The sequence below is a fragment of the bacterium genome (assembly GCA_020440705.1).
Taxonomy (GTDB): Bacteria; Krumholzibacteriota; Krumholzibacteriia; order LZORAL124-64-63; family LZORAL124-64-63; genus JAGRNP01.
This window is the reverse complement of the sequence record JAGRNP010000016.1, coordinates 1-24,476: the sequence shown is the minus strand read 5'-3', so window position 1 is coordinate 24,476 and position 24,476 is coordinate 1. Positions and strand designations below refer to the sequence as shown.

Annotated in this window: 23 protein-coding genes; 6 read left to right on the top strand and 17 right to left on the bottom strand. The window is 68.3% G+C overall.

Features of this window, described 5'->3' with window-relative positions:
* Positions 1 to 28: 28 nt before the first annotated feature.
* Both KDM41_04325 and KDM41_04320 read right to left on the bottom strand, forming a co-directional pair.
* Positions 29 to 1,549: an MFS transporter gene (locus KDM41_04325; protein MCB1182638.1), complete on the bottom strand. Its 1,521-nt coding sequence runs from the start codon at positions 1,547 to 1,549 to the stop codon at positions 29 to 31.
* 29 nt (positions 1,550 to 1,578) lie between these two features.
* Positions 1,579 to 2,316, bottom strand: a complete 738-nt coding sequence (locus KDM41_04320) for a glycerophosphodiester phosphodiesterase (protein MCB1182637.1) — start codon at positions 2,314 to 2,316, stop codon at positions 1,579 to 1,581.
* Between the two features lie 78 nt (positions 2,317 to 2,394).
* On the opposite strand from KDM41_04320, the gene KDM41_04315 reads away from it, so the two are divergent.
* Both KDM41_04315 and KDM41_04310 read left to right on the top strand, forming a co-directional pair.
* Entirely contained in the window at positions 2,395 to 2,898 is a 504-nt protein-coding gene (locus KDM41_04315) for a DUF309 domain-containing protein (GenBank protein MCB1182636.1), read from the top strand.
* Positions 2,899 to 2,975: 77 nt separating this feature from the next.
* Positions 2,976 to 3,314: a DUF805 domain-containing protein gene (locus KDM41_04310; protein MCB1182635.1), complete on the top strand. Its 339-nt coding sequence runs from the start codon at positions 2,976 to 2,978 to the stop codon at positions 3,312 to 3,314.
* Positions 3,315 to 3,389: 75 nt separating this feature from the next.
* Here the strand turns inward: KDM41_04310 and KDM41_04305 are convergent, their stop codons facing one another.
* The 4 genes from KDM41_04305 to speD all read right to left on the bottom strand — a co-directional run bounded on the left by KDM41_04305 (position 3,390) and on the right by speD (position 5,961).
* A complete protein-coding gene (locus KDM41_04305; protein MCB1182634.1) occupies positions 3,390 to 4,403 on the bottom strand; it encodes a deoxyhypusine synthase in 1,014 nt (337 codons plus the stop codon).
* 16 nt (positions 4,404 to 4,419) lie between these two features.
* The gene (speB, locus tag KDM41_04300; protein ID MCB1182633.1) at positions 4,420 to 5,280 is read right to left on the bottom strand and encodes an agmatinase; all 861 of its coding nucleotides are present in this window, start codon (positions 5,278 to 5,280) and stop codon (positions 4,420 to 4,422) included.
* Positions 5,281 to 5,294: 14 nt separating this feature from the next.
* Positions 5,295 to 5,483, bottom strand: a complete 189-nt coding sequence (locus KDM41_04295; GenBank protein MCB1182632.1) for a hypothetical protein — start codon at positions 5,481 to 5,483, stop codon at positions 5,295 to 5,297.
* Between the two features lie 106 nt (positions 5,484 to 5,589).
* Positions 5,590 to 5,961 carry an adenosylmethionine decarboxylase gene (gene speD, locus KDM41_04290; GenBank protein MCB1182631.1) on the bottom strand — a complete coding sequence of 124 codons (372 nt, stop codon included), beginning with the start codon at positions 5,959 to 5,961 and terminating at the stop codon, positions 5,590 to 5,592.
* A 258-nt stretch (positions 5,962 to 6,219) separates the two neighbouring features.
* On the opposite strand from speD, the gene KDM41_04285 reads away from it, so the two are divergent.
* The 3 genes from KDM41_04285 (at position 6,220) to KDM41_04275 (ending at position 10,263) form a co-directional block, all read left to right on the top strand.
* A complete protein-coding gene (locus KDM41_04285; protein MCB1182630.1) occupies positions 6,220 to 6,804 on the top strand; it encodes a TlpA family protein disulfide reductase in 585 nt (194 codons plus the stop codon).
* 105 nt (positions 6,805 to 6,909) lie between these two features.
* Positions 6,910 to 8,211: an esterase-like activity of phytase family protein gene (locus KDM41_04280; protein ID MCB1182629.1), complete on the top strand. Its 1,302-nt coding sequence runs from the start codon at positions 6,910 to 6,912 to the stop codon at positions 8,209 to 8,211.
* 3 nt (positions 8,212 to 8,214) lie between these two features.
* Positions 8,215 to 10,263, top strand: a complete 2,049-nt coding sequence (locus tag KDM41_04275) for a tetratricopeptide repeat protein (GenBank protein ID MCB1182628.1) — start codon at positions 8,215 to 8,217, stop codon at positions 10,261 to 10,263.
* A 159-nt stretch (positions 10,264 to 10,422) separates the two neighbouring features.
* Here KDM41_04275 and KDM41_04270 read toward each other — a convergent pair whose 3' ends face one another.
* The 9 genes from KDM41_04270 to KDM41_04230 form a co-directional block, all read right to left on the bottom strand.
* Positions 10,423 to 13,023: a PQQ-binding-like beta-propeller repeat protein gene (locus KDM41_04270; GenBank protein ID MCB1182627.1), complete on the bottom strand. Its 2,601-nt coding sequence runs from the start codon at positions 13,021 to 13,023 to the stop codon at positions 10,423 to 10,425.
* Positions 13,024 to 13,243: 220 nt separating this feature from the next.
* Entirely contained in the window at positions 13,244 to 13,702 is a 459-nt protein-coding gene (locus KDM41_04265; protein MCB1182626.1) for a hypothetical protein, read from the bottom strand.
* Positions 13,703 to 13,752: 50 nt separating this feature from the next.
* The gene (locus tag KDM41_04260) at positions 13,753 to 16,509 is read right to left on the bottom strand and encodes a PQQ-binding-like beta-propeller repeat protein (protein MCB1182625.1); all 2,757 of its coding nucleotides are present in this window, start codon (positions 16,507 to 16,509) and stop codon (positions 13,753 to 13,755) included.
* Positions 16,510 to 16,586: 77 nt separating this feature from the next.
* Positions 16,587 to 17,033: a hypothetical protein gene (locus KDM41_04255; GenBank protein ID MCB1182624.1), complete on the bottom strand. Its 447-nt coding sequence runs from the start codon at positions 17,031 to 17,033 to the stop codon at positions 16,587 to 16,589.
* Between the two features lie 67 nt (positions 17,034 to 17,100).
* The gene (locus KDM41_04250; GenBank protein MCB1182623.1) at positions 17,101 to 17,694 is read right to left on the bottom strand and encodes a prepilin-type N-terminal cleavage/methylation domain-containing protein; all 594 of its coding nucleotides are present in this window, start codon (positions 17,692 to 17,694) and stop codon (positions 17,101 to 17,103) included.
* A gap of 16 nt (positions 17,695 to 17,710) precedes the next feature.
* Positions 17,711 to 18,109, bottom strand: coding sequence for a prepilin-type N-terminal cleavage/methylation domain-containing protein (locus KDM41_04245; protein MCB1182622.1), 399 nt, complete (start codon positions 18,107 to 18,109; stop codon positions 17,711 to 17,713).
* A 3-nt stretch (positions 18,110 to 18,112) separates the two neighbouring features.
* A complete protein-coding gene (locus KDM41_04240) occupies positions 18,113 to 18,568 on the bottom strand; it encodes a GspH/FimT family pseudopilin (protein MCB1182621.1) in 456 nt (151 codons plus the stop codon).
* Between the two features lie 283 nt (positions 18,569 to 18,851).
* Complete coding sequence (gene hflX, locus KDM41_04235) at positions 18,852 to 20,180, bottom strand: GTPase HflX (protein ID MCB1182620.1); 1,329 nt, start codon at positions 20,178 to 20,180, stop codon at positions 18,852 to 18,854.
* A complete protein-coding gene (locus KDM41_04230; protein MCB1182619.1) occupies positions 20,177 to 22,159 on the bottom strand; it encodes an ABC-F family ATP-binding cassette domain-containing protein in 1,983 nt (660 codons plus the stop codon). The genes hflX and KDM41_04230 overlap by 4 nt, the downstream gene beginning before the upstream one ends.
* A 179-nt stretch (positions 22,160 to 22,338) precedes the next feature.
* Between KDM41_04230 and KDM41_04225 the strand changes: the two genes are divergently transcribed.
* Positions 22,339 to 22,884: a hypothetical protein gene (locus tag KDM41_04225; protein MCB1182618.1), complete on the top strand. Its 546-nt coding sequence runs from the start codon at positions 22,339 to 22,341 to the stop codon at positions 22,882 to 22,884.
* Between the two features lie 114 nt (positions 22,885 to 22,998).
* Here KDM41_04225 and KDM41_04220 read toward each other — a convergent pair whose 3' ends face one another.
* Together KDM41_04220 and KDM41_04215 are read right to left on the bottom strand one after the other, a co-directional pair.
* Complete coding sequence (locus KDM41_04220; GenBank protein MCB1182617.1) at positions 22,999 to 23,817, bottom strand: helix-turn-helix transcriptional regulator; 819 nt, start codon at positions 23,815 to 23,817, stop codon at positions 22,999 to 23,001.
* Between the two features lie 385 nt (positions 23,818 to 24,202).
* The coding region (locus KDM41_04215) for a T9SS type A sorting domain-containing protein (protein MCB1182616.1) at positions 24,203 to 24,476 on the bottom strand (274 nt) is incomplete at its 5' end.

Genomic DNA, 24,476 nt, shown 5'->3' with positions numbered 1-24,476 from the left:
GCGCCCGCACGAGACGTTCGATCGCCGCCTAGGCGTCCATATCCTTCCAGCGGCGGGCCATCTTCGCGAACACCACCAGCGCGATGATCGCCGCCGCGCCGATGCCCGCGAAGGGGAACCACACGTTCGGACCCGGATGGTAGGTGTGCCACAGCAGGTCGGTGGCCGCGACGGCGTCCAGGCCGGAGACCTCCTGCATGCGGGCGAAGGCGTCGGTGCGGGCCACGCCCGTGGCGGCGTCGAGGGTGGCGACGTCGCCGTTCCAGGTCCGTCCGGCCATGAATCCGGCCTGGTCGGCCAGCCACTTCTGGGCCAGCACCGCCTTCTCGCCGAAGTTGCCGTAGACGAAGCCCTGGATCTTGGCGCCCACCAGGCCGCCGATGCCCACCGGGATGTTCACGTAGCCGAGGTAGAGGCCCTTCTTGCCCGGCGGCGAGATCAGGCCCAGGTACTCGCTCTTCTTGGGGCCGGTGAGCATCTCGCCGAAGCTGAAGCAGGCCACGCCCACCAGGAAGATGGCCCCGATGGTCGTCAGGCCCGCCACCAGCACGCCGGCGGTGGCCATGGCCATGCCCACGACCATGGCCTCGAGGGTGCGGAAGCGTCCGGCCAGCTTCGAGACCGGGATCACCAGCAGCACGATGAGCACGGCGTTGATGTTGATCAGGAGCTCCTGGGGCACCTGGTGGCCACGGTCGGTCTCCACCGTCCAGCCGTCGGGCAGGAAGGGCACCTTGTCGATGAGCGCGGCCACGTCCGAGGAGTCGTTCCAGTCCGTCACGAAGTTGGGCTGCAGGTCCCACAGGGCGTACATCATCAGCCAGAAGCAGCTCATGATGAGCAGCCAGGTCACCAGGCGCATGTCGCCCAGGTTGCGGATCGTGCGCAGGAAGACGCGCCCGATGCCCTCGGTCTTGTCGGCACCGCTCTGGAAGTCGCGGAAGGTGAAGAGCATCAGGTAGTTCAAACTCATGACGCCGGCCGCGATGAAGAAGAGCGCCTGCCAGCCCAGGTCGGTGCGCACGAAGTTGGCCATCACCGGCGCGATGGCCGCGCCCACGTTCACCACCCAGTAGAAGATGCCCCACCCCAGCGACGAGTTGTCCTTCGTCACGTTGTGGGCCAGCGAGCCCTGGATCGACGGCTTGAAGAACGCCGTGCCCGTGGCGAGCACGATCACGCCGCAGAGGAAGCCCGTGTACGAGCGCAGCACGCCCATCAGGATGTAGCCGATCACGTTCAGGGTGATCGAGACGAAGAGCGACTTCTTGTAGCCGTAGCGGTCGGCGAAGCCCCCGGTGAAGGTGGGCAGGATCGACTGGAAGGCGAACCAGAAGGCGTAGATGGTGCCCTTGTCCGCGGCCGTCAGGTGCAGCCCGTTGGGGTCGTCGGCCTGCATGATGTAGATGGCGACGACGCTGCGCACCGAGTAGTAGGCCAGGCGCTCGAACATCTCGATGATGTTCAGCATCCAGTAGCCGACGGTGAAGCCGAGGAACCGGCGACGACCCGCGAGGTCGTCGCCCGGGAGGGTATCGGTGCTGGTCAAGGGAGTCGGCCTTTCTTCTGGCGTTGCTGTCAACCGGCGGGGCCGGTGCGCGACGTCGGGAAGCGGTCGGGATAGTTGGTGATCACGCCACCGACCCCGAGGTCGAGCAGCGACTTCATGGCGGCCGCGTCGTTCACCGTCCAGGCGTGGACGGCGTGGCCCGCGGCCACGGCGAACTCGATCTCGGCCGGCCCGACCAGCCTCTTCTCGAGGCTGAGCAGGTCGACGTTCGCGCGGAAGACCCCGTCGCAGAGGCCCTCCTCGCCGCAGATGTAGCCCACGGCGAAGTCCGGGGCCGACGCCGCCAACTCGTCGACGAGCGCGTGGTCGAAGCTGGTGACGACGCAGGACTCGGCGAAGTCCTCGTCGCGCACGACGGCCCGCAGGCGGTCGAGCAGGCCGTTGACGTTGCCGTCGGCCTTCAGCTCGATGTTCAGGGCCAGGCGCCCGCGCGCCAGGGAGACGGCCTCGACCAGCGTCGGGATGCGCTGGCCCGCGAAGCGCTCGCCGTACCAGGTCCCCGCGTCGAGGGCCCGCAGTTCGGCCAGCGTCCGTTCGGCCAGGGGCCCCCGGCCGCTGCTCGTCCGCTCGAGGGTGTCGTCGTGGAAGACCACGAGCTGCCCGTCGGCGGTCTGCTGCACGTCGATCTCGGCCATGTCCGCGCCCAGGCGGACGGCGAGCTCGAGGGCGGCGAGGGTGTTCTCGGGGGCGTGTCCGGAAGCGCCGCGATGGGCGCAGTTGTACACGCGGTCGAATAACTCTATCATGGTCACCTCGGAACAGGATCCTCACCGGCGCCGTGGCGCCGGCCCCCCAATCCCGACCCAGGGATCACGCGCGGAGCCATGATGGGCGACCCTGAAATCGTCAGGCCGACAAAAAGATACACCGAACGGCCCTTTCCCGGCTACCGCCATGTCCCGGGATTCACGCCGCATCCCATCCGGGACCCGAAGGGCCACTCGTTCGGCCTGCCCGACCCGAAGCTGCCCGACCTGAACACGGCGGACTGGCGCTGCTGCGAGCACTACCTCTTCGGCATCGACCTCTTCAACGCCGGCTACTGGTGGGAGAGCCACGAGGTGCTCGAGGGGCTGTGGCACTCGTCGGGCATCGGGACGCCCGCCGCCCACGCCCTGCAGGCCGTCATCCAGTGCGCGGCCGCCCACCTGAAGGCGTCGATCGACTGCCCCCGCGGCGCCATGCGCCTCCACGAGCACTCGCTGAGGCATGCCAGGTGGTCGGGCCACTTCACCCTCGGGGTCGACCACGAGAAGCTGGTGGTGGACACGCGGTCCTTCCTCACCGTGGACAGCGCGGCGCCGGCCCTCATCGCCCTCGAGTTTTGAGTTCAATCTCCCGGCGATTTGGGCGATGATGCCCGGTAGCCTCGTCGACGACATCCGGTTCGGAGAAAGGGAGATCCATGAACTGGTACATTCAAGCCTGGAAGAAGTGGAACGATTTCAGCGGGCGCGCCCGCCGCACGGAATTCTGGATGTTCATCCTGGTGAACTTCTTCGTCTCGTTCGGACTGGCCATGCTGGAGACGGCCTTCGGCTCGTTCGGCCTGATCAGCTGGATCTATTCGCTGATCTACCTGGTGCCGCTGCTCGCGGTCACCGTGCGCCGCCTGCACGACACGGGCAAGCCCGGCCTGTGGGTCATCGGCATGTTCGTGCCGCTGGTGAACCTGGTGGTGCTGTACTTCTGCGTGCTCGACAGCGTGCCGGGCAGCAACGAGTACGGACCGAGTCCGAAGTAGGCGCGACCCCGCGCACATGAAGAAAGGGCCGGCGCACCGCCGGCCCTTCTTCTTTCAACATCCGGAACGGAAACCCTAGAGCATCTCCCCCAGCCGCTTCTCCCCCCGCTCGCGCCAGGCGCCGCGGTGGTACAGGTCGCTGACCAGCAGCGGGAAGGCCAGGCTGAGCTCGCCGTACACCATCTGCTCGTACACCGTGTCGACCTTGCCCCAGGAGCAGGCCTCGCGCAGGGTCGAGCCGCTCAGGGCGCCGTCGCGCTCGTCGGCCACGGTGAACTGGATGGCGTACTTGTGCATGGGGGTCTCCTCGCCCAGGATGTCGGTGGCCACGACCACGTCCTGGGTGAAGTTCTTCGGCACGCCGCCGCCCAGCATCAGGATGCCCGTCTCGCCGATCTTCAGCTTGATCTGCGTCAGCTCGCGGAAGTCGGCCACCGAGTCGATGGTCAGGTACTTCTCGCGGTTCCACTGGTGGTGGACCAGGCCGAAGCCGGCGCTGCAGTCGGAGAACGCCGGGCAGAAGATGGGCACACCCTTCTTGTAGGCGGAGTGCACGATCGAGTGCTCGGCCTTCAGGTTGCCGTCGTCCAGGTACTTGCCCATGGCCTTGATGAACTCGCGCGACGAGTAGGCGCGCGGGTCGAGGGAGTTGGCGATGTCGGCGATGGTCATGTCGCAGACGCGCAGTTCGTCCTCGTCGATGTAGGTGTCGTAGATGCGGTCGATGGCCAGCTCGCGCAGCACCTGGTCGTCGGCGTGGATGTCGCCCTGGTAGTGCTTGAAGCCGAGGGCCTCGAAGAAGTCCTGGTCGACGATGTTGGCGCCGGTCGAGACGACGGCGTCCACCATGTCGTTGTCGATCATCAGGGCGATGGCGTCCTTCAGGCCGGCGCTGCACAGGGAGCCGGCGAGGGTCAGGATGACGCCGCAGTCGCGGTCCCGCAGCATGCGGTTGGCGATGTCGGCGGCGCTGGCCAGGTTGCGGGCCTGGAAGGCCATGTCGCCGTAGGCCTGGATGATGGGACGGGCGTCGAACGCGGTCGCGTCCACGTGGCGCACGACGTCCTTGAGCAGTTCGGACTTCTGCACTGGGCTTACCTCAGATCTACTTGCGGCCGAGAAAGGCCATCAACTGATAAACCAGGCGCGCGGCCAGGAAGTCGGGCGCCGGGTTGCGGTCGTCGGGCAGGAGCTCCACGACGTCGAATCCCACGACGTTCCGCTTCGCGCAGACGGCGTCGAGGGATCGGACGAGCTGTTCGTAGCTCAGCCCGCCGGGCTCGGGGGTCCCGGTGGAGGGCATCTCGGCGGGATCGATCACGTCGAGGTCGATGGTGATGTAGACGGGCCGCGCCGGATCGAGGGTCGCCACGACGGCGTCGATCTGGTCGGGCGTGGCCGCGAACCGGTGCGCGAAGAAGGTCCGCTCGGGATCCATGTTCTTCGCCTCGGCCGCGTCGATGCTGCGGATGCCGACCCGCGTGCAGGCGCACCGCTCGGCCGCCCGCGCCATGACGCAGGCGTGGTTGTAGCGGCTGCCCTCGTACTCGTCGCGGGTGTCGCCGTGGGCGTCGAACTGCAGCACCTGCAGGCCGGGATGCGCATCGGCGTGGGCCTCGACCAGCCCGATGGTGACCGAATGCTCGCCACCGAGACCGACGACGGTCTTGCCGGCCTTCAGCAGTTCGGCGCACGTGGCGCGCACCGCGGCGGCCATGTCCTCGGGGGCCTCGTGACCCGTCACCGGCGCCATGGTGACGATCCCCTCGCGCCAGGGCTCGCTGGCGGTGCGGATGTCGTACAGCTCCATGTTCGCCGACGCGGCCAACAGGGCGTCCGGACCGCGGTCCGCGCCCTTCAGCCAGGTCGAGGTGCCGTCGTAGGGAATGGGCAGCACGGCGAAACGCGCCGACGCGAATGCCGGCGTTTCGGGCAGGCCACCGAAGGCGCCCGGGTCGTCATGCAGATGGGGAAACACGCTCAACGATCGTCTTCGAACTCGTCGTCGAAGTCTTCCTCGAAGTCGTCGTCATCGTCGTCGAAATCATCGTCGTCGAAGTCGTCGTCGTCGAGGTCGTCGTCATCGAAGTCATCGCCGTCGAAGTCGTCGCCGTCGAAGTCCTCTTTGTCGTTGTCGTTGTCGTAGTCGTCGTCGTACTTGGCCATCACGAACCACCCTCCGGGGTTGGACCACGGTCCGGACCGGTCAACCGGCCCGGACCGTCAGACGGGCGCCGCGGCATCCGAACAGCATCGGGATGCCGTCCGGACGCACTTAGCGGGCTTCCAGGACGTCGGCGGTCTCGAACCGACCGACCATACGGATCGTCGCGTTGCGCAGATCGAGACTGGCGCGCAGGTGTTCCCACACGTCCATCGGATCGGTGCTGCCGCACGTGAAGACGTCCATGGCCACCAGGCCGGCGTCGGCGTACGTGTGCACCGAGCAATGACTCTCGTCGAGCATGACGACGGCCGTACAACCCGGAGGGCTGTCCTGGCCGAACTTGTAGCGAATCTGGGATACGACGGTGGCGCCAGCCTTGGTGGCAGCGTCGGCCATGGCGTTCAGCAACCGCTGGTCATCCAGGCACAACTCCCGCGGAACATCGCGGCAGTCGATCAGGAGATGGTGCCCTTTGTGCAATCCATGTCCCCCCCGATGAAGAAGTCCTGCGATAGCCGCCTTGAGCTTTCGTCCGGGGGGACCAGGCTTGGGGTCGGCACGGATAGCAGACCGCGCCTAGGCGCGAGCAGGGCGGAATGATAGTGCCGTGTTTCTCCGGGTGTCAAGGCGGGCTGGACGTTTTTTTGCCGCACCCCCTGCCCAAAAGACCCGAATTGTCCTATAATGACTGCTGACAGGCGATTTGCGCCCTTTTGCAATCGGAGGCAGGTGCCCGATTTGAGCCGTCTATTTGCCCCATCCGCTGCTTCCACCCGGGTTTTCGTCCTCGGCGCCCTGCTCTGCGCCGGCGTCGCGACCGTCGTGCCGGGGTCCGCCGCCGCCTACCAGCTGGGCGACGTGGTGAACGATTTCACCTACGACAACCTTGCGGGGGAGCCCGTCAGCCTGTCCGACTTCGCGGGCGACATCGTCCTGATCAACTTCTTCGCCACCTGGTGCCCCGGCTGCAACGTCGAGGCGGCGATCCTCGAAAACGACATCCACCGGGTCTACGCCGAATACGGCGTCACGGTGCTGGCCATCGACATGCAGGAGCCGGCCTGGCTCGTGGCCGACTGGGCGGCCCAGCAGGGCGTCACCTACGAGATCGTCCTGTCGCCGAACTGGGACCTCTTCTCCCAGTTCCCCGTGGCCGGCGGCCTGCCCTACAACGCCATCATCGACCGGCAGGGCGTGCTGCGCTACGCGCGCATCCTCTTCGACGAGGCGAGCCTGCTCGCCACCCTGAACGCCCTGCTCGGCTTCGATCCGGTGGCGGTCGAGGCCGCGAGCTTCGGGGCGGTCAAGGCGTTGTTCCGCTGACCGCTCGACCGCAACCCGCCCCCCCGCCTTCCCGTTGGTAATTCGTCCGACGACTGTTACTATGTCGTCTCCGCCCCGCCGTCACGTTCCCGTGCTGGAGTGCCGATGCCCCGCGCCTTCCCCGTATCCCTCGCGGCCGGATCCCTGCTCGCCGCCCTGCTGCTCGTGCTCGCCGCCTGCAGCAGCGACCTGCCGGCGCCCGCCGAGCCGGCCCTGGCCACCCTCACCGGGTACGCCGTGCTGCCCGCCGACACCTACGCCCCGGGCCCCGTCGTCGGCACGGCCCTCGAGGGCGAGATCAACGGCCGCACGCCGCCTTTCGCCTCGCCTCCCGTGCAGGGCTTCAGCTCGCTGGTGCCGCTGCCGGGCGGCGACTGGCTCGCCCTGCAGGACAACGGCTTCGGCACCCTAGCGAACAGCCCCGACTACCCCCTGCGCTGGTACCGCCTCGCCCTCGACTTCGACGCCGGCACCGTCGCCGTCCGCGGCGTGGTCGACATCCGCGATCCCGGCCGCGTGCTGCCCTTCCCCCTGTCCCATGCGGACAGCAGCGGCCTGCTGACCGGCGCCGACCTCGATCCCGAATCGTGCGCCCCCCTGCCCGACGGCACCTTCTGGATCGGCGAGGAATTCGGCCCCTCGCTGGTGCACGTGGGGCCCGACGGCACCGTGCTCGAGAAGCCCGTCGACGTGCCGATCGTGCCGGCCCTGCGCGACTACGCCCGCGGCTCGCCCTACTACCGCACGCCCGACCACCGCGACCTGCGCGGCATGCGCCACGACGACATGCGCGACGGCCTGGCCAACCAGCCCCGCAGCGGCGGCATCGAGGGCCTGGCCGTGAACCGCTCCGGCACGCGCATCTACGCCGCGGTGGAGAAGGGCCTGCGCGACGACCCGGTCGGCGGCCGCCGCGTCATCCTCGAGTTCGATCCGGCCCACCGGAACTTCACCGGACGTTCGTGGCTGTACCTGGCCGACGGGCCCGACATCTCCCTCGCCTCCCTCGAGGCCTTCGACGACCGCCACCTGCTCGTGCTCGAACGCGACACCGCCGAAGGCCGCGACGCCGTGGTCAAGCGCATCTACCGGGTCGAGCTGGGCCGCGTCGACCAGGCCGGCTTCCTGCAGAAGATGCTCGTCTGCGACCTGCTCAACATCGCCGACGACCGGCACCTGACCCGTCGCGAGCGGGGCGCCATCGGCCTGGGCGAGCACTTCGCCCTCCCCTTCGTGACGCCCGAATGCCTGGTCGTGCTCGACGACGCGACCCTCCTCGTGGCCAACGACAACAACTTCCCCATGAGCTCGGGCCGCCGTCCCCCGCGCACGCCGGACGACAACGAGTTCATCCGGATCCGCCTGCACACACCCCTGCCGGCCGACCCGGGCGTGGCCCGGAACTAGGCCGTGACCGTGGACCGCGAACGCCGGCTGCTGATCGCCCTGCTGGTGGCGGCCGCCGCCCTGCGCGCGTGGTTCTGGTTCGAGCTGAAGGGCACCGACCTGGCCGCCGTGCCCCTGCTCGACAGCCAGACCTACCACGAGTGGGCCGCCCGCCTCGTGGCCGGCGACTGGGGCTGGCACGAGACCTACTGGATGGGCCCCCTGTACCCCCATCTGCTGGCCGTGGTGTACGTGATCTTCGGCGTGGGCAGCCAGGCGCCGCTGCTGCTGCAGCTCGCCCTCTCCCTGGCCAATGTGTGGTGGCTGCACCGCTTCGCCCGCGAGGCCCTCGCGCCGGACACCGGCGACGACGACGCGGCCGCCCCCCACCGCGCCGTCGCCCTGCTCGCCGCCGCCCTCTTCGCCTTCTACGGCGCGCCGGTGTTCTACGCCGGCAACCTGCTCATGGCCACCCTCGTCACCTCCCTGTTCCTGCTGGCCGCCCGCCAGGCGGTGCGGGCCGTGCGGGCGCCCGGCGACCGGACATGGTTCGTGCTCGGCGTCACGGTGGGCCTGACGGGCCTGGCCCGGGGCAACGTGCTGCTGCTGCTGCCGGCGCTGCCGGTGCTGCTGCGGGAGGCGACGCCCGCCCCCCTGCCGCGCCGCCGCGTGCTGCGCCTGGGTGCCCTGGCCCTGGCCGGCGGGCTGCTCGTGCTCGCGCCCGTCACCCTGCGCAATCTCGTCGTGGCCGACGACTTCGTGCTGCTGACCAGCAACGGCGGTGTCAACCTGCTCATCGGACAGCAGGCCGACTACGGCGGACTCTTCGCCCCGGTCATGGACGAGGCCCAGGCCGAGTTCGACCCCAGCATGGAGCCCACCCTCGAACGCGAACTGGGCCGCGACCTGAAGGGCTCGGAGGTTTCGCGCATCCTCACCCGCAGGGCCTGGGACGAGTTCCGCGCGAACCTCGGCCGCATGCCCGCCCACTACGCCCGCAAGATCTACCGCTTCTGGAACGGCTACGAGCTGCCGCAGATCGTCAGCTACGACTACTACCGCACCCGGTTCACGGCCCTGCGCCTGCTGCCGGTGCCCTACGTGGTGCTCAGCGCCCTGGGCCTGGCCGGACTGGCGCTGCTCCCGCGCCGCGCGCGGTGGGTGGTGATCGTCTTCGTGGGCGGCTACTTCCTCAGCCTGCTGCCCTTCTTCCCCACGGCCCGCTACCGGCAGCCCATCGCGCCCCTGCTGGCCCTGTCGGCGGCGGCCTGGCTGTGGGCCGTCGCCACGCAGCCGGCTGCCCGGCGCCGTTGGCTGCCCGTGGGGCTGCTGCTGGTGCTCGCCCTGTGGCCCCGCTGGGGCGCCCTCGACGAGCGCGAGGTGCTGTGGCAGGTGCATCTGCACGAGGCCTCGCGCGCGAGCAAGCGCGGCGACCTGGCGGCCACCATGGCCGCGGGCAACCGGGCCGAGGAGGTCCGGCCCGGCCTGGCCGACACGCCCTACCACCTGGCGCTCTATCTGGAGGATCTGGGCGAGCGGGAGCGGGCCATCCGGCTGCTCGAGGAGGCGGCCCGCCGCGCGCCCGCCAACCGGCTCATCCCCTACCGCATCGGCCGCAATCGCGAGGAAATGGGCGCGGCCCGCGAGGCGGTGGCGGCCTACGAGCGCGCCGCGGCCCTCGACCGCGAGTGGAGCTACCCCTGGTTCCGGGGCGGCCTCGTGCTGCAGCGCGAAGGGCGCCTCGACGAGGCCAGACGCGCCATGGAGCGGGCGTACGCGCTCGCCCCGGGCAACCAGCGCATCCGTTCGAACCTGGCCTCCCTGTGCGCCGAGACGGGCGAGCCCGACCGCGCCCGCGAGCTGCTCACCGGGCTCGTGCGCGACTATCCGCTGTACGTGAACGGGTGGTTCAACCTGGCCCTGCTGGAGTACCGCCAGGGACGGAACGACGCAGCCCGCGACGCCCTGGATCGGGCGCGCGGGCTGCGGGGGTTGTCCGCCGACGAGCGCGACCGGGTCGAGGAGCTGGCGCGCCTGCTGGCGACCGGCTCCGGCGACGCCGGTCCGCCCTAGCAGGCTGTTGAAAACTCCTCCCGGCACGCGGTACGCCTGGCCAAGCCGATCTCCGCGTTGCGATCCCTTGCCGTAGCTACGGCTACGGCGGCGGAATCGCGCCTTGATCTCGGCCCGGCCAGGCGCACCGGGTACCCGAATGAGTTTTTCAACAGCCCGCTAGGGGGTCTGGGTGCCGTCGGCCGGCGGGGGCACCACGACGTCGAAGCGCTCCTGCCACGAGCGGACGGCCATCCGCTGGTAGCCCGAGGCGATGGGCACCACGGAAATGCTCGCATCGCTCGACTGGACGACGACCTCGCCGCCGGTCAGGTCCACCACCGGGTACGAGGCGATGCCCTCGCCGACGCTGACCGACCGGTCGTCGGGATTCTCCATGTCCTCGTTGTCGGGAATGCCGCCGCTGTCGTACCGCATCTGGTAGAGCCACGATTCGCCGCCGGCGGCGCAGGTCTCGCTGCTCGGCGCGAACGAGGTGAAGATCACCGTCTCGGCCACGACCACCGCCTGCTCGGTGACCCGCTCGCCGGTCCCGTTCCACAGGTTCACGTACCAGCCGCGGTCGTTGCCGATGTCCTGGATGCTGTTCGTCTGGTTCGTCAGGTCGCCCCGCGTCAGGGTCTCGCCCGAATGGCGGTCGAAGACGCAGACGAAGCTCTGCTGATCCGTGTTCAGCATGTCCGGGTCCGAGACGTAGGCGCCGGTGCCGAAGTACACGTACACCGCGCCGTTCTCGCCGAAGGCCACGGTCGGGTCGGCCGTGATCTCCTGGGTGCCCCGGTACAGGTCGCTGGCCCGCCAGTCCGCCGGGTAGGCCGAACCGCCGGTGTCGAAGCGGTACACGTTGCCGAGCATGTCGGCGACGTAGATCAGGTCCGTCTCGCCGTCGAGGTTCAGGTCGACGACGGCGGGGCGTCCGGTCCGATTCCGCCCGCCGGGATCACGGCTCAGCAGCACGCTCCCGAGCAGGGTCCCGTCGGACACCTCGTAGGCGTAGAGCCAGGACTCGCCGGCCGTCTCGTCCAGGCCGCTGCCCACCAGGGCCACGGCCGTGCCGCCGATGGAGACCATCTCGATCTCCGAGTGGAAGGTCATGCCGTTAGGCAGGTTGACCTGCCACTTCACCTCCGGCGCGTCGGGCGCCGTGATGTCCATGGCGTAGATGGCGGCGCTGCCCTCGCGGCCGCCGGAGGCGAGGATCGTCCGCCAGGTGCCGTTGACCTTGATGTCCTGCACCGAAACCGTCTGGTCGCAGGAGTAGCGGTGGCAGTAGCCCGAGTCGGCCATGACCTCGAAGGTCGGCAGGGCGAACTCCGGCACGAACGCCCACGCCTCGTCGCCGCTCTCGGCGTCGAAGGCGTGCAGCATGCCGTCGTTGGCGCCCACGTAGACCAGCTTGCGCCGGTTCTCGTTGGCGGTGCGGAAGTTCTGGTAGGCCTCGGTCGGCTGGAAACCGCTGGGCGGGCCGACGACCACCGGCGTCGAGTGGATGATGTCGCCGAGCAGCCAGCCCTGGCGGTCCCGCTTGCCGGCGACGTCGTTGCCGCGGGCCCACTCGATGATGCGCCCGGCCTCGTCGTCCGTGAACACGTTCATGGCCGCCTTGAGGTCGGGCGCCGAGCCGGTGTCGAAGTCGTAGTGCCGGTCGCCGAGCGCGGTGAAGATCTCGCGCGGCGTCCGCCGGTTCGTCAGCAGGTCGCCGGCCTCCCAGACGGGACGATCGCCGTCGACGTACGGCAGGGCGTAGCTCTCGAGGAAGCCGTGCCAGTCCAGCGGCATGAACTTGCCGCGGTACAGGCGGTCGTCGGTGCCGCGCTCGGTCGAGACGACGGCCACGGCCGAACCGGCCGAGATGCGGCGCAGGACGTCCTGGATGGCGTACTCGATGCTGCCGAGCAGGGCCGCGGCGCTGTTGGCGTGGAAGTACAGGCCCTGGCCGTTGACCGCGGCGTCGTGCAGGATCGGCGCGTTGACGTTGAAGCCGACCACGTAGGTCGACACGTTCTGCATGCCGTCCATGTCCGGCCGCAGGTCGTTGTGGGCCATGTAGTAGGCCACATCGTCGAAGTGGTCGCTGCAGTCGAAGCTGTTGCCGTAGGGCGCGCCGAGGCTGCTGCAGCTGCCGGGATCGTTGCCGTCCCCGTCGGCGTCGACGAGATAGGAGCTGACGTCGATGTCCCGGGTGGGCAGGCCGTCGGTCACGACGATCACGAAGTTGTACTGGCAGGTGTCCTGGATCGGCGCGTTCGACCCGCTGTCGGCGAAGTAGTCGAGGATCGTCTCCATGGCCTCGCCCAGGGGCGTGTAGGAACGGCTCGTGATGTTGGCGATCTCGCTGCGCACATAGGCATGATCCGCGCCGCACTCGGCGATGATCTTGCCGCCCTGGTCGCCGTCGAACTCGGTCATGCCGAACTTCAGCTGCTCGGAACGGTCGACCAGGTCGGTCAGCACCTCGCGCAGGACCTCGATGCGGGTCGAGGTCGGGATCGTCAGGCGCTGCACGTCGTCGAGGGCGAAGAAGATGAAGTTCATGTAGTTGCCGACGTAGTTGCTGGCGACGAGGTTCGCCGACGGCGTCGTCGGCCAGCGGCGGTTGAAGCTCGAGGGCGTGTAACGCCCGCTGCTGCGGACGTAGTAGGTCGCATCGGTGCTGAAATTGCCGGCATAGACCACGTCCGGATCGTAGCGGTCGTCGTACATGATCTCGTCCATCGACAGCGAATTGTCGGCCAGGATCATCACGTTCGCGCTGGCCATCCCCTGCTTGATGAACAGCGGAATCTCGCACTGCCCGGCCGAGGCGGTCGTTGCCGTCAGGGCGAACAGCGCTCCAACCACTAAAACGATAGGAAAAGTCCCCTTTTTGCCGGGTGCAAAGCACGGCGGCATCCCCTCTTGACCATCGTGTCATCCTTGATTTTGAGGATACCGGCCCGCCGCCCCCCGGGGCGGGCCGGTCCATGCGATATGGGCTGCTCTAGCGGGGCGAGCTGATGATCTCGCCGCAATCCGGATTGGCGTCGCTCGGCTTGAGCCGGACCTCCGGATTCGTGTTCCTGGCGACCAGGTACTCGGGCGTCTTGACCCGGACCGACCAGGCGACGATCGTCGAACCGATCCGCGGCCCCATGACCAGGACCTCCTTGCCCGGATCGAGCTCGCGGATCTGGTTGGCGCCTTCGTTGAACCGGCAGTTCTCGGCGAACTGCAGCGTCAGTTCGCCGACCTTCCACCCGGTCCAGCCGTCCTGCTGCAGGACGCCGGAGACGAAGCTCATCCGGGGCGTGTCTTCGAAACGCCGGGGCTCCTTCATCCATTCGGGCTTCTCGGTCCGCTTGGGCTTCTTCTTGCTGAACAACCCGGCCTCGGCGTGGGGGGCACCCAGCACGCCGATGGCCAGGACCAGCGCCAATCCGGCGCCGACGAATCGCTTCATGGTTCGTCCTCCTGTAGGGATTCTCATGTTCTTCGTCACGTTCCAGGACATCACTGCACCTGCCCGTCGGCGGGCGTCACCGGGGCGACGTGGTCGTAGCTCTCCTGCCACGAACGCACCTGCAGGCGCTGGTAGAGCGAGGCGATCGGCTGGACCTTGATGCTCGCGTCGCTGGACTGCACCACGACGGTGCCTTCCGTCAGGTCGACCACCGGGTACGAGGCGATGCCCTCGCCGAGATCCACCGAGCGGTCCTCCGGATCCTCCATGTCCTCGTAGTCGGGCACGCCGCCGTCGTCGTAGCGCATCTGGTACAGGTACGACGAACCGCCGGCCACGCACGCGTCGAGGGTCGGCGCGAACGACGTGAAGATCACGTTCTCGGCCACCACCACCGCCTGCTCGGTCACCCGCTCGCCTTCCTGGTTCCACAGCGCCACGTACCAGCCGTTGTCCGACGTCACGTCGCTGATCGTGCTGGTCTGGTTGCGGAGATCCCCCTTGTCGTAGGTCTGGCCCGAGTTGTCGTCGAACACGCAGACGAAGTACTGCTGCTCGACGGTCACCATGTCGGTGTCCTCCATGTAGGCGCCGGTCCCGAAGTAGACGAAGACGTTGCCGTTGGGGCCGAAGGCGACCACCGGGTCGGCCGTGATCTGGTCGTCGCCGGCGTAGAGCTCGGTCTTGTGCCACCCGGACGGGTCCGGACTGTTCGCGGTGTCGAAGCGCCACAGGCTGCCGAGGTGGTCGGCGATGTAGATCACGTCGACGTTGCCGTCGAGGTTCAGGTCGACCGGCGCCGGGCGCGTGGCCTTGTTGCGCGACTTCGTGGTGGTGCTCAGGACGCGCTCGCCGAGGAAGGCGCCGTCGCGCACGTCGTACGCGTAGAGCAGGGCCTCGCCCGTATCCACGTCCAGGCCGCTGCCGACCAGCGCCACCGGCGAGCCGCCGATGACCACCATCTCGACCTCGGAGTGGAAGGTCTTGTCGTTGGGCAGGTTCACCTGCCACATGAGGCTCGGCGAGTCGGGCGCGGTCACGTCGAGGGCGAACAGGCTCGAACCGCCCTCGCGCCCGCCGCCGATCAGGACGGTGCGCCAGGCGCCGTTGATCAGCAAGTCCTTCACCGAGACGGTCTGGTCGCAGGAGTACTTGTGGCAATAGGACGAGTCGGCCATGACCTCGAAGGCGGGCAGGGCGAACTCGGGCACGAACGCCCAGCGCTCGTCGCCGCTGACGGCGTCGAAGGCGTGCAGCATGCCGCCGTTCGATCCCACGTACACGATCTTGTCCCGGCCCGCGTGGGCGGCCTGGAATTCCTGGTAGCTCTCGGAGACGACGAAGTCGCTGGGCGCGCCGACGACCACCGGGGTCGAATGCACGATGTCGCCCAGGACCCAGCCGCGCCGGTCGCGCAGGCCCGCGACGTTCTCGCCGCGGCCCCAGTCGATCACCATCTCGGCCATCTCGACCGTGGCGATGTTCATGGCGGCCTTCAGGTTGTCGGCGCTGCCGGCGTCGAACGGGTACTCGGTGTCGCCCAGGCCGGTGAAGATCCGGCGCGGGGTGTTGCGGTCGGCCAGGATCTGCCCGGCTTCCCAGACGGCGGCGTCGCCGTCGCTGTAGGGCAGGGCGTAGCTCTCGAGATAGCCGTCCCAGTCGATGGGCATGAACTTGCCGCGATACAGACGGTCGTCGGTGCCGCGCTCGGTCGAGACCACGGCCACGGCCGAACCGGCCGAGATGCGCCGCAGGATGTCCTGCACCGCGTACTCGATGCTGCGCGCGAGCTGCACGGCGTTCTCCGCGTAGAAGAACAGGCCGTCACCGTTGTCGGCCGTGTCCTGCAGGAGCTGGATGTTCTCGTGGAAGCCCACGACGTAGGTCACGACGTTCTGGTCCCCGTCCATGTCCGGACGCAGGTCCCGGTGCTGCATCCACCAGACGACGTCGTCGAGGTGGTCGCTGCAGTCGTAGTTGTTCGACAGGTCCGAGCCGATGCTCTCGCAGTTGCCCGGGTCCCGGCCGTCGCCGTCGGCGTCCTGCAGGTAGCCGCTGACGTCGAGGTCCATGGTGGGCTCGCCGTCGGTCACGATGATCTGGAAGTTGTACTGGCACGGCACCTGGATGGCCGCGTCCGGGCCGTCGTAGGCGAAGTAGTCCAGCACCGTCTCGGCGGCCTCGCCCAGGGGCGTCCAGGTGTTCGCCGTGATGCCGGCGATCTGGGCCAGCAGCGAGGTGTGGTTGACCCCGCACTTGCCGATGATGTTGCCGCCGTTGTTGTTGTTGAAGACCGTGAGGCCGAAGTCGAGCCGCGCCGAGCGCTGGATGATCTCGGACAGGACCTCCTTCAGCACCTGGATCCGCGTCACCTGCGGGATGGCGGCCCGCTGTTCGGGCGTGGCGTGGAAGTAGATCCAGTTGAGGTAGTTGCCGCTGTAGCGGCCGTCCTCGCCGTTGTCGGAGCAGACCAGGGAAGCCGAGGGCGACGACGGGAACGACCAGTTGAAGTCGTTCGGCTCGAGAACCCTGTTCTTCGAGACGAAGTAGGTCGACGTCGTGTTGAAGTTCCCCGAGTACGTGGTGTGCGAATCGTAGTCGAGGTGATACGTCGCCTCGTTCATGGAGCCGGAGTTGTCGGCCATGATCATGACGTTCGCGCCGACCAGGTTCTGCTTCACGAACAAGGGGATCTCGCACGCGTCCTGGGCGAATCCCGCGAGCGGGACCACGAGGGCCAGCAGCGCGGCGCCGACGAGCAGCGACCGGCCGGAGGCCCGTTTCGAATTGAAATTACCGTTCTTCATGTTATCGACTCCTGCCGCCGTTGGGACCCCGGGGTCCCTCCTGCCTCGTCGTTTCCCCCGTGAAAGTTCCATCCTGCTCAGTAGCCTTCCTTGTAGAGCCGGCTGACGACCACGTCGACGCCGCTGCTGCCGGATTGTCCCGATTCGCCGAGGGACCCGATCCGGTAGTCGTAGTCCAGGTACTCCAGCCCCCAGCCCGGCTTCATCCGCCGCTGGAGGAACGTCGCGTTGTAGGAGTAGCTCTGCGATCCCTCCAGAACCGTCTCGCCCTGGTTGCGCACCGCCATGGTGCCGAAGTCCGTGATCGACGGGGGCGAGTCCGAGACCCGGATGAAGTTGATGCCGGCCTCGCCGCCGGCGTCGGCCGCGAAGACCGCCGCCACGTGCACGCCCTCGGCGAACGACGTCTTCTTCTCCGAGGTGGCGATCCACACCACGCCCACGGCCAGGATGCCCAGCACGAGGACGATCAGCAGGGTCGTGACCATGGCGAAGCCTTCGCGGTCCAGTCGGGTCTGTTCCATTTCCGTTGCTCCCTGGCCCGCCGCCGGCGGGCCGCTTGGGGTTCGCATTGTCCGTTCCGCGGGTCGCCTAGCTGTTGCGCAGGGCGATGCGCGCGGTGTAGTTGACCGGTTCCCCCCGGTCGCTCAGGCCGTCGAGGGTCACTTCCACGAAGCGCACGGCGGCGCGGTCGAGGGCGCTCAGGGGCACCGCCGCGAGCACGGCGCCGGCCTGGTCGTAGTAGGTGAAGCGCACGTCGTTCAGGCCCCGCAGGATCGTCATCGCGGCGAAGCCGTCGGCCCGCACGAGCTCGCCCGTGCCGGCGTTGTAGGCGTAGGTCACCGTCTCGTCGGGGCCCACGTCGGTCACGTCGCCGTCGCCGTTCAGGTCGGCGCGGCACTGCAGGGCCGTCGTGGTGGCGATGCCGAAGGCCTCGAAGCCGGCGCTGGTCGGGTCGCATCCCGTCGAGCGCAGCTCGCGGGTCATCAGGCTGATGACCGCGCGCATGCCCTGCTGGTACTGCACCTTCTCCCGCGTGCTCGAGTAGCTGTCCCGGGCGTTGACCATGAAGCCGAACACGACGCCCACGACGATGCCGAACATCGACAGCGAGACCATCAGCTCGATCAGGGTCAGGCCGCGGCGGTCCGGGCCGGCCAGGATCCTGCGCAAGGTGTTCATCATCTCTCTCCTCGCTCCTCTAGCGCATCGACATGAGGTCGGTCACGGTCAGCGATTCCTGGGCCCCTTCGTTCTGCCAGGTCGCCGTCACGACGACGCGGTCCAGCCCGAAGGCGACGTTGTTGATCTGGGCGACCCAGCGCACGTTGCCGACGTCGCCGCTGTCCGGGGCGGCGGCGCCGAAACCCATCCCCTTGATGCGCTCGAGCTGGGTCTGGGCGACGATGATCCCCTCGGTGTACTTGTCCGATTCGGTCACCTCGCGACGGGCCCGGTGCTGGATCATCGCGACGGGAATGATCCCCACCGAGAGGATGAGCAGCACCATCAGGATCTCGACGAGGGTGAAGCCCTCGCGACCCGGGACGCGGCCCCGGGCCAGGCAGCGGCGCCATTGGCGGTTCAGCTTGCGCAGCATGTCTCAGTGCACCTCCACGATGCCGGTGGGCAGCAGGTTCACCTGCCGGGTGCCGGATCCGTTCGTGATGTTGAAGACGCGCGCGTCGGCCATCCCCCACGGGTAGAAGTCCGCGGTCACGTCCAGGTCGAGCGCGACGCCGTGCTCGAAGTCGCGCTGCCGGATGACCACTCCCGAGTTGGGGTTGGTCAGCTGGTAGCCGGCGTTGTCGGCGGAGAAGCGCAGGATCTGGCTGTTGGCGATGGACAGCGACCGGGCGTACTGCAGGTCGGCGGCCAGACGGTCGACGCCGGTCTGCAGCCGGTTCGACTGCACGTAGCGGAAAAGCGGCGGGGCGGCGACGGTCGCCATGATGCCGACGATGACGATGATGACCATCATCTCGGCCATGGTGAAACCGCGGCGCGACGGCATTTTCTGCCGGGCGCGGCCGCCGGGTGCCAGCGTGGGCAACAACATGGTTCCGGTCCCCCGATCCCTTGTTTCTGGTCCTGAAAACGGCGTTTCTCTGCCTGTTATCGGCCGCCGGGCACATTTCTTCAGGTTTTTTCCAGCAAGGTCCATGCCGCCCCTGCGGGGGCGAAAACGAGGGACTACGGGGGGTTACGGGGAATCGGGGCCACGGGGCTGGGCAAAGCGCAACGACCGGCCCGGACGGGGCTGGCGGAATGCATGGAAATTCGGGGCGGATGGTCGCTAAAGGAAGCTCGTGCAAGCGCCGGGCCCGCAGGGCCCGCGGCGGTCAGGCCGGGGCGCCCGGCGCGCCGTCGTCGACCGGCTCGGCCCCCTCGCGGGAGACCAGCCGGTTGAACTCCTCCTCCGAGAGGCGCAGCGTCACCCGGCACGCCGTCCCCTCGAACTCCTGCTCCAGCACCGAGCCGGTGCGGTGGAAGCGGCCGAGGCAGCCCAGGTTGCGCAGGGGCACGCGCACCGTGCGGATCATCTCGCCGCCGAGCACGCGGGCCAGGATGGCGTCGCGCACCGCGGCCGGGCCGTCGGCGTCGCGGGCCGACACGAACACGGCGCCCGGATAGGCGCGCCCGAACCGGTTGGCCACGAGCTCGCGGTCGACGAGGTCCATCTTGTTGAAGACCATCAGCGTGGCCTTCTCGGCCGGCACGATGTCGCGCAGCACCGCGTTCACCGAGGCGATCTGGTGCTCCGGGTCCTCGTGGCCCGCGTCGACCACGTGCACCATGAGGTCGGCGTCGCGCACCTCCTGCAGGGTGGCCTTGAAGCTCTCGACCAGGTGGTGCGGCAGGCGGCGGATGAAGCCGACGGTGTCGGTCAGCAGGAAGCGCCGCCGCTCGTCGGTCTCGACGCGGCGCGTCGTGGCGTCGAGGGTCGCGAAGAGCTGGTCCTTCACGTACACGTCGGCGTCGGTGATGGCGTTCATGAGGGTCGACTTGCCCGCGTTGGTGTAGCCCACCAGCGCCGCCTTGAAGACGTTGTCGCGCGACCGCACCTGGGTCTGCCGCGTGGTCTCGACCTCCTTCAGCGACCGCTGCAGCGCCGCGATGCGCCGGTTCAGCAGCCGCCGGTCGGTCTCGAGCTGGGTCTCGCCGGGTCCGCGGGTGCCGATGCCGCCGGCCTGCCGCTCGAGGTGCGACCACAGCCGGGTCAGGCGGGGCAGCAGGTACTGCAGCTGGGCCAGCTCCACCTGCAGCCGGGCCTGCCGCGAGTCGGCGTGGTTGGCGAAGATGTCCAGGATGAGCTCGGTGCGGTCGAGCACGTTCACGTCGAGGAGCTTCTCGAGGTTGCGGCCCTGGGCGGGCGAGAGGTCGTTGTCGAAGACGACGAGGGTGGCCTCGGTCTCGCCCACGAGCTCCTTCAGTTCCTCGAGCTTGCCCTTGCCCAGGAAGGTGGCCGGCGCCGGACGGTGCCGCCGCTGCTCGACCTCCCCCACCACGTCGGCTCCCGCCGTGTCGACCAGCTGGGCCAGCTCGGGCAGGTCGGCCTCGCCGCCCAGGCCGCCGGCCCAGGCGTCGGGCAGGTGCACGCCGACGATGACCGCGCGCTCGCGCGGCCGCTCGGTGACGAAGCCGGCGACTTCCTTCTGGCGGGTGCTCACGTGCCGTCGACCTCCCGGCCGGCCTCGAGTTCGAGGCTCCACGTTTCCCAGTCGGCCAGGTGGCCGGCGATCTCCTGCTCGATCTCGGTGCAGCGGCGGCCCAGCTCGACCCGGCGCTCGTTGTCCAGGTCGGGGCGGCCCATGGCGGCCAGCACCGTTTCCTGCTCGGTCTCGAGCGCCACGATAGCTTCTTCGGCGGCGGCGATCCACTGCTGGCGCCGCTGCCGCTCGTTCTTGCTCAGGGCCCCGCCGCGTTCGCCCGCGGCCGGGGCTGACGGGGTCGCCCCCGCCTTCGCCGCCGGTCTCGCGGCCGCCGGTGCGGCGTCCTGCCGCTCCTGGCCCCGCTTCCACACCCAGTCGGCCCAGTTGCCGTCGAAGACCCGCACGGTGCCGTCGGTCGCCTCCTCCGGCGACGGGAACACCACCAGCCGGTCGACGATCTTGTCGAGGAAGCGCCGGTCGTGGGAGACGACGACCATGGTGCCGTCGAATTCCCGCAGGGCCGCCTCGAGGGACTCGCGGCTGCGGATGTCCAGGTGGTTGGTGGGCTCGTCCAGGAGCAGGGTGTTGTGCCCCTCCTTGATGAGCCGCAGCAGGGACAACCGGCCGCGCTCGCCCCCGCTCAGGGCACTCACCTGCCGGTCGAAGAGGTCCTCGCCGAAGCCGAAGGCGCCGAGGAACGAGCGGTGCTCGCCGATGGTCGCCCGCGGGTCGACGGCCATCATCTCGGCCAGGACCGTGTTGTGGTCCGAGACGCCGCTCAGGTCCTGGTCGTAGTAGCCCAGGTCGACGTTGTGTCCGGTCACGACGGTGCCGGCGTCGGGCACCACGCGCCCGGCCATCATCTTCAGCAGGGTCGACTTGCCGCAGCCGTTGGGCCCGATGATGCCCACCCGGTCGCCGCGCGACACGTGCAGGTCGAGGTCGTGCAGCAGCGTGCGCTCGCCGTACCGCTTGCCGAGGCCCGCCGTTTCCAGCACCGTGCCGCCGCTCGGACGCACCGGCTCGAGGCGGAAGCGGAACTGGCCCGGCTCGGTCGAGGGCCGTTCGAGCAGCTCCTCCTTCTCGAGCTGCTTGCGCCGCGACTGGGCCTGCTTCGTCTTCTGGCCCTCGATGTTGCGCCGGATGTACTCCTCGGTCTGGCGGATCTTCGCCTGCTGGCGTTCCCAGGCGGCGAGGTCCTGCTCGAAACGCAGGGTGCTCTGGGCGTCGAAGAAGGTGTAGTTGCCCGAGTAGCTCACCACGCGGCCGCGGTCCAGATGCAGGGTGCGGGTGGTGACGCGGTCGAGGAAGTGCCGGTCGTGGGAGACGATGACGGCCGCCCCCGGGTACGTCGCCAGGAAGCCTTCGAGCCACTCGCACGAGTCGAGGTCGAGGTGGTTGGTGGGCTCGTCGAGGAGCAGCAGGTCGGCGCGGCTGAGCAGCACCTGGGCCAGGGCGGCACGCCGCCGTTCGCCGCCGCTGAGCCGGTCGACGGGCGTGTCCCAGGTGGCGGGCCGCAGGCCCACGCCGCGCAGGGCCGACTCGAGCCGCGCGGTCATGGTGTAGCCGTCGAGGCGCTCGAACTCCTCCTGCAGGCGCCCCTGTTCGACCACGAGCGCAGCCTGGTCGGCGGCAGCGGCCGCGGCGATCTCGCCGTTCAGCACCTCGAGCCGGTGCTCGAGTTCCCGTTCGCGGGTGAAGGCGTGGGCGGCCACGACGGCACGCAGGCCGGTGCCGGCATCCGCGCCGCCGCCCGGCACCGCGCCCAGCTCCGACTCCTGCCGCAGGTGCCGCACCTCGACCTTGCCCCGCAACTGGCGCACGCCGCCGTGCAGCGCGAGTTCACCCGTCATCAGGGCCAGCAGCGTGGTCTTGCCCGCGCCGTTGGCCCCGACCAGGGCGCACTTCACCCCCGGCTGCAGGGCGAGGTTGGCCCCGCGCAGGATCTTCTCGCGCCCGTAGTCGAAGTGGGCGTCCTGGAGCGAAAGCAGGGCCAAGGGCGGGGGCCTTTCGGGGGCGGCGGTCGGCAGTCGCGAATTCGGGGTCCGGCCATCCTGTATTGACGGTCCCGGCGGCGTCCAATATCGTCATGACAGCAGGGTGAAGCAACAGTCCGGCTGGGGGGCCGGACCTTCCGTCCCCCGGATCACTCTGACCTCGCTCGAAAGGAATCATCATGACCAGGAAACGATTCTCCCTCTTCCTGTTCGCCCTCGCGGCCCTCGGTGTGCCGCTTCTCCTGGCCGACATCGCCCGGGCGCAGTGCGCCAGCCCCGCCACGAGCACGTTCCCCCAGATCATGACCGTCTGCCCCAGCGGCGACATCACCTACAGCGCCGTCCTGCGGGACCCCGCTGCGGTGCCGTGTCCCAACGAGGCGCTGACCATGGTCTTCGGGGGCAGTTGTCCCGTCGCGTGCAACGGCGTCTCGGTGTTCTCGGCGGTGTCCGGCCCGACCGGCATCGTGCAGTTCAGTGCGCCCATGGGGGCGTGCTGCGCCGGCAGCGCGAGCTTCGTGGACGTGGCCGGATTCCAGCTCGCGGTGGTGCCGCTGATCGTGTCGCCCGACCTGAACGCCGACTGCCGGGTCGATCTGTCCGATCTGGCGGCGTTCGCCGGGCTCTACTCCACCGGCGTCTACAACCGCTGCGCCGACTTCAACGGCGACGGTATCCTCAACCTGGCCGACCTGACGGTCTTCGCCATCCACTTCGGGCATTAGCCCGGCAATGGCCGACGCAGCCACGTCGGCAAAAGAAAAGGCCCTTCCCCGACTCGACGGGAAGGGCCTTTTTCTTGATCTGGCCTGACAGACCGGCCGCCGCGCGGCCCCGGATCACGCCGTGGCGTGGGGGCTCTTGCGGTACTTCAGCGGCGAAAGGCCGCAGCGGTCCTTGAAGGTCCGCGAGAAGTGGGCCAGGCTGTTGAACCCGCACTTGCGGCTGATCGCATCGACCGAGAGGTCGAACCGCCGGAGCAGGCTCTTGGCGTTCTCGACCCGCACCTGGATCAGGTAGTCCGAGAAGCTCATGCCCACTTCGGACCGGAACAGGTTCGAGAAGTAGCCGGGCGACAGGTTGACCGTCTCGGCCATCTTGTCGCGATTGATGTTCTCCGAGAAATGCGCCAGCACATAGCGGCAGGCGTACTCGGCCCGATAATCCTGCAGGTTGTGCGACGCGTGCACCGTGTTGCCTTCCTCGTCCACGAGGACGATCTCGGGCAGCGCGTCGGTCCACAGGTCCTCGTCGCCCGAAAGGGGCATCATGGCCGGGTCCATCGCGCCCACGGACATGCCCGCACCGGGGTTGTCGGCCAGGGTCCGCCCTTGGCTGAAGGCGGGAGCCGTCACCCGGTTCAGGAATTCCGTCACGAAATGGGCCGTCTTGACCACGTTGGACTTCTGGGACACCAGAACCGGGGCGTTGGTCATCTGCTTGTAACGGGCCAGGACGTTCCGCAATGCATTGGGCGTCTCGGCCGCGTACACGAAGATGAACCCGGCGGAAGCCAGGGCTTCCGTCGATTCACCCTGCTGCAACCTGTGCATCAGGATCTGGGAGCCGAACAGGGCCAGGCACAACTCCGTCGGGTTGGCCTCGGCCTGCGGGCAGAGAAAGAGAATCCGCTGACTCTCCTCCCGCCCGTGGACCATCTGCTTCGGATAAGTCGGAAACTCAATCACGAAGGAGGTCCAAGGCTCCTGCAACGCCTCAAGTCTTTCTTCCACAATCATACCCCCAAGCAAAAAATCACTCTTGGGCAGCGCAAAGGTGTACGTTACTACAAATTTTTACCGCTGACGTGATGTATAATACGATGGGCCCCGAGGACTTGTCTATCAAAAAAAACAAAACTATCACATTATTTTGGTCCGATAGTGTGATTAGCCATCGGAACCTCGGCAAAAATAGCTTTCGGTGGGATGGGACATGACCATAAATCGCTTTAAAACCTAGGATTAGACCCCGTATTCAGGTGTTTAGGAAAAAACGTGGGCAAGCCCGGAAATCTGTTTCAGTTACCGAATCGGACCAAGATCACCGGATGTAGACCAGGCGCCTGGTGACGCTCCAATCGTCCATCTGGAGCTTACAGAAATACGTGCCAGAAGATACAGATCTCCCATAACTGTCGGTGCCCGACCACGAGACGACATTTTCCCCCACGCCCATGTCGCCGGAGAAGAGGGTCACCAGCTCCTGGCCGTTCACCGAGTAGATCTTCACCGTGACCCGCGGCGTGCCGCTGCGCCACGGCACCGCCGCGGACACGTCGAGCTGGGTGGGCGTCTCGTCGTCGTCCCACACGAAG

What these genes read in the sequence shown, in the direction of transcription:
- KDM41_04270 (MCB1182627.1), bottom strand. Translation starts at nt 13,023, where the DNA reads ATGGCCAGCGCGAACGTGATGATCCTGGCCGACAATTCGCTGTCGATG.
- KDM41_04245 (MCB1182622.1), bottom strand. Translation starts at nt 18,109, where the DNA reads ATGCTGCGCAAGCTGAACCGCCAATGGCGCCGCTGCCTGGCCCGGGGC.
- KDM41_04260 (MCB1182625.1), bottom strand. Translation starts at nt 16,509, where the DNA reads ATGAAGAACGGTAATTTCAATTCGAAACGGGCCTCCGGCCGGTCGCTG.
- KDM41_04225 (MCB1182618.1), top strand. Translation starts at nt 22,339, where the DNA reads ATGACCAGGAAACGATTCTCCCTCTTCCTGTTCGCCCTCGCGGCCCTC.
- KDM41_04240 (MCB1182621.1), bottom strand. Translation starts at nt 18,568, where the DNA reads ATGTTGTTGCCCACGCTGGCACCCGGCGGCCGCGCCCGGCAGAAAATG.
- KDM41_04320 (MCB1182637.1), bottom strand. Translation starts at nt 2,316, where the DNA reads ATGATAGAGTTATTCGACCGCGTGTACAACTGCGCCCATCGCGGCGCT.
- KDM41_04255 (MCB1182624.1), bottom strand. Translation starts at nt 17,033, where the DNA reads ATGGAACAGACCCGACTGGACCGCGAAGGCTTCGCCATGGTCACGACC.
- KDM41_04250 (MCB1182623.1), bottom strand. Translation starts at nt 17,694, where the DNA reads ATGATGAACACCTTGCGCAGGATCCTGGCCGGCCCGGACCGCCGCGGC.
- KDM41_04220 (MCB1182617.1), bottom strand. Translation starts at nt 23,817, where the DNA reads ATGGTCCACGGGCGGGAGGAGAGTCAGCGGATTCTCTTTCTCTGCCCG.
- KDM41_04310 (MCB1182635.1), top strand. Translation starts at nt 2,976, where the DNA reads ATGAACTGGTACATTCAAGCCTGGAAGAAGTGGAACGATTTCAGCGGG.
- KDM41_04280 (MCB1182629.1), top strand. Translation starts at nt 6,910, where the DNA reads ATGCCCCGCGCCTTCCCCGTATCCCTCGCGGCCGGATCCCTGCTCGCC.
- KDM41_04265 (MCB1182626.1), bottom strand. Translation starts at nt 13,702, where the DNA reads ATGAAGCGATTCGTCGGCGCCGGATTGGCGCTGGTCCTGGCCATCGGC.
- KDM41_04315 (MCB1182636.1), top strand. Translation starts at nt 2,395, where the DNA reads ATGATGGGCGACCCTGAAATCGTCAGGCCGACAAAAAGATACACCGAA.